This is a genomic window from Streptomyces sp. MS191 (genome assembly GCF_008042125.1).
Classification (GTDB): Bacteria; Actinomycetota; Actinomycetes; order Streptomycetales; family Streptomycetaceae; genus Streptomyces.
The window spans coordinates 1-3,648 of record NZ_RDBI01000110.1 but is presented as its reverse complement, the minus strand read 5'-3'; the positions used below and the strand labels follow the sequence as shown (position 1 = coordinate 3,648).

4 protein-coding genes are annotated in these 3,648 nt (G+C 75.5%); 3 read left to right on the top strand and 1 reads right to left on the bottom strand.

The features are described 5' to 3' along the window. Positions 1–59 precede the first annotated feature (59 nt). The 3 genes from EAO71_RS35300 to EAO71_RS35290 all read left to right on the top strand — a co-directional run bounded on the left by EAO71_RS35300 (position 60) and on the right by EAO71_RS35290 (position 2,671). Positions 60–917 carry a hypothetical protein gene (locus tag EAO71_RS35300; RefSeq protein ID WP_147981905.1) on the top strand — a complete coding sequence of 286 codons (858 nt, stop codon included), beginning with the start codon at positions 60–62 and terminating at the stop codon, positions 915–917. Between the two features lie 173 nt (positions 918–1,090). Next, a complete protein-coding gene (locus EAO71_RS35295; protein WP_147981904.1) occupies positions 1,091–1,882 on the top strand; it encodes an IclR family transcriptional regulator in 792 nt (263 codons plus the stop codon). Between the two features lie 108 nt (positions 1,883–1,990). Next, on the top strand, positions 1,991–2,671 hold the full coding sequence (locus tag EAO71_RS35290; RefSeq protein WP_147981903.1) for a TetR/AcrR family transcriptional regulator: 681 nt from the start codon (positions 1,991–1,993) through the stop codon (positions 2,669–2,671). A gap of 90 nt (positions 2,672–2,761) precedes the next feature. Here EAO71_RS35290 and EAO71_RS35285 read toward each other — a convergent pair whose 3' ends face one another. Next, positions 2,762–3,517: a class I SAM-dependent methyltransferase gene (locus EAO71_RS35285; protein ID WP_147981902.1), complete on the bottom strand. Its 756-nt coding sequence runs from the start codon at positions 3,515–3,517 to the stop codon at positions 2,762–2,764. Positions 3,518–3,648 lie beyond the last annotated feature (131 nt).

Below are 3,648 nucleotides of genomic sequence, written 5' to 3'. Positions count from 1 at the left end.
CGCCGGACACCCGCCGCGGCCGATGCCCCGCGTCCCGCCCCACAGAGGAGAGCCCGCCCATGCAGAAGACCGCCCTCGAACCGTACGCCCGCCTGCCCCGCGCCCATCACGGCCGGCACGTCCTGGCCGCCACCGTCGACGACTTCGGTGTCGCCCACTGGCTGCTCGCCGACGGCGCGTCGCGTCCCGGTGGCGGCCCGGATCCCTACCACGCGGTGGTCGTGTCCGTCGGCGACGGAGGCGTGGAGGTCACCGAACTCGACGCCGTGCACGCCCGGTGGCCGCTCCTGGACCGGCTGCCGGACGGCGGGTTCGTCCTCGCCTCCGCCCGCGCCCGCGGGGCGGACGAGCAGCGCCAGGTGCAGGTCTTCGACGCACTCGGCCGCCAGACCTGGTCCTTCGGGGTCGGGGACGCCGTCGAGCACCTGCTGGTCGACGCGACGGGCGACCTGTGGGTCGGGCACTTCGACGAGAATCCGGCGGGCATCCGCCGATGGAGCGCGACGGGCGAGCGCCGCTGGACCTCCGGTTCCGTTCCCGGAGCCGGCTGGATCATGGACTGCTACGCCCTGAACGTGGCGGGGTCCGTCGCCTGGGCCTGCCCGTACACGGACTTCCCGCTGCTGGAGATCCGGCCCGGGGAGCCCGTACGGGTCCGGGCCAACTCCCTCCGCGGCGCACGCGGTCTGGCCGTCCACGCCGACCGGGTCGCCTTCGTCGGCGGCTACCGCGAGGACCGGGACCGCGTCAGGTTCGGCGCCCTCACCGAGACCACCGTCGAGCCCGCGGAAGTCGCCGAGTTGRCCCGGCCCGACGGCGGCTCCCTCGGCCGCCGCCGGATCGTCTGCCGCGGCGGCAGGGCCTACGTCCTGGAGGAACCGTCCACCGAGTGGGCGGTGTTCGACATCGGCGGCTGAGCCCCGGGGGCCGCGGCGGCCACGGCAGCAGGGCCCCATCGGGCGAGGGCGGCGCCGCGCTCGCCCGATGGGGGCAGGACCCGTGAACGGCGTGTTTCCGGCCTCGCCACGGTGCTGATCCGGCTCCCGCCATGTGGGAGCGTGGAAGCCGACCACGCAGGGGAGCGGACGATATGACGACCCAGGCCGACGCCGGCGCCGTACGCGCGCCGTCCGGAGCCCAGGCGGTGCGGCGCGCGCTGGACGTGCTGCACTGCTTCCACGACAACGGGCCGGATCTGAGCGCCTCCGACCTCGCGCGCCGGCTGGGCCTGTCGACCTCGACCGCCCACCGGCTCGCGCGGACGCTGCTCGCCACCGGGTTCCTGGAGCAGGACGCCCGTACGGCCCGCTATCGGCTCGGGCCGGCCGTGACGGAGCTCGGCCGGCTCTCGTACCACCAGCGGGGTCTGCACCTGGCCGCGCCCGAGCTGGCCGACCTGGCCGAACGCACGGGCACCGCGGCCGACCTGGCCCTGCGCAGCGGCCCGCACGCCGTCATCGTGGCGGGCGGATCCGTCACCCCCAAGGTGGGGCTGCGCCGCCCGCTGGCGTCGACGGCGCTCGGCAAGGTACTGCTGGCCTGGCCGCGGGCGGGCGAGGGCGACGCCCGCCCGTCGCCGCCGCCGTCCGCCCTCACGGAGCACCCGCTCGTGGAACCGGTGCTTCTGGAGGGCGAGTTGGCGCGCGTGCGGGAGCGCGGCTACGCGCTGGAGGACGGCGAGTCCGTCCACGAGGGCCGGACGGTGGCCGTGCCCGTCCTGGAGCGGTCGGGGCACGCGCGCTTCGCGCTCGCGGTGGGGGCCACGGCCGAGGTGATCACGGAGGCGCGCCTGGACTGGTTCCTGGCGCAGGCCCGGTCCTGCGCGCGGGCGCTAGAGGTGCTGCTCCTGCCTCCCGGGGAACGCCGCGCCCCGGCCGCCTGAGGGCCGCGCGCGTCCCGGTCTCCGACGGGGCCGGGCACGGGTCCGGACGCCCTGGGACTCCGCTCCGCACCCATGTCCGCACGACCGTGCGTTCAGTACGATGGGGAGATGAGCGGGAGCGGCGGGACCAAGACGGACGGACGCGTCGAGCGCGGCAACCAGACGCGGCGCCTGGTGCTGGGCCGCACGATGGACATCGCCTCGGTGGAGGGCCTCGACGGCCTGTCCCTGGGCCGGATCGCGACCGAGCTGAAGCTCAGCAAGAGCGGCGTCTTCGCCCTGTTCGGCTCCAAGGAGGAGTTGCAGCTCGCCACCGTCCGCGCGGCCGTCGCCGTCTTCGCCGACCAGGTGGTGGCGCCGCTCGGCGATCTGCCGCCGGGCCCGGGACGGGTGTGGGCCCTGTGCCGGAACTGGCTCACGTACTCGGCCGGGCGGGTCTTCGCCGGGGGCTGCTTCTTCTACGCGGTGTCGGCCGAGTTCGACGCCCGCAGCGGTCCGGTCCACGACGCGATCGCCCGGACCCGCGCCGACTGGGCCGCGTACATGGAGCAGGAGCTGGCGGCGGCCCGCGACGCGGGCGGCCTGGTCGAGGACGTCGACGTGCCCCAGCTGGCCTTCGAGATCATCGCGCTGATGGAGGCGGCCAACGCGCAGTCCGTGCTGCTCGGGGACGCGGAGATCTACCGGCGGGCGGGCCGGGGCATCGTCCGCCGCCTGCGCGCCGAGGCCGCGGACGGAGCACGCGACGAGATCGACGGCGCCGGGTTCACTCCACCCCCCTCGACGTGAAGCCGCAGTCCGCGGTCGCGCCCGGCCCGCCGTCCGGGGCCCGGACGGCGGGCCGGGCGCGCGGCCGACGGCGGTGCGGCCCGCGGCACCTCAGCGCGCTCCGTCGGCCTCCGCCGGCCGCCGGAACAGGGCCGCCCACAGGAAGGACTCGCCGAAGCACGGTGCGTCGGCCGGCTCGTCCCGCATCCGGCGCAGCTCCACCTCCTCCAGGTCGGAGAAGATCCGGCGCAGGGAGTCCGGGGTGTACGCGAGCCCGCCCTGCAGACCCCCGCGCCGGTAGAACTCCTCGTCGGACAGCTCGGATCCCATCCCGCCCGCACCGGCCGCGAAACACGTCAGCGAGAAGTGCCCGCCCGGGGCCAGGAGCCGGCCGATCAGCCGGAGGTAGCTGATCCGGCGGTGCGGCGGAAGGTGGTGGAAGCAGCCGGAGTCGTGGATCAGGTCGTACGGGCCTTCCAGCACTCCCCCGGCGAGCGCGAAGGCGTCGCCGCGGTGGAACCGGATCCGGGCGCCGGCCTCGTGGGCGCGCTCCTCGGCCCAGGCGATCGCCCGGTGCGAGAGGTCCACGGCGTCCACCTCGTATCCCCGGGACGCGAGATGGAGGGCGTTGCGGCCGGGACCGCATCCCAGGTCGAGCACGCGACGGGGCGTCACGAGCCCGTGGTCGAGGTACGCGACCAGGTTCTCGTCGGGCTTGTCCACGAAGAACGGCACGGCCTTCGAGCGGTCGCCGTAGAAGCCGTCCCACCAGTCCGCGGCCCCGCCCGTCCAGCGGTCGGCCTCCGGTGCGAAGAGCCCGTCCATCAGCCTCAGCACGTCCTCGACCGTGCGCGTCGTCCGGTCCATCCGGTCCCCCTTCCGCGAGGGCACCACGGTAGGCCAGGGGCAGCGAGAAGCCCAGGTCACAGTGGGTGGGACCAGGCGCCGAGGCGGTCCCGGCGGGGCTGCGGAACACGCGGCCGACACCGCGTAGAAGA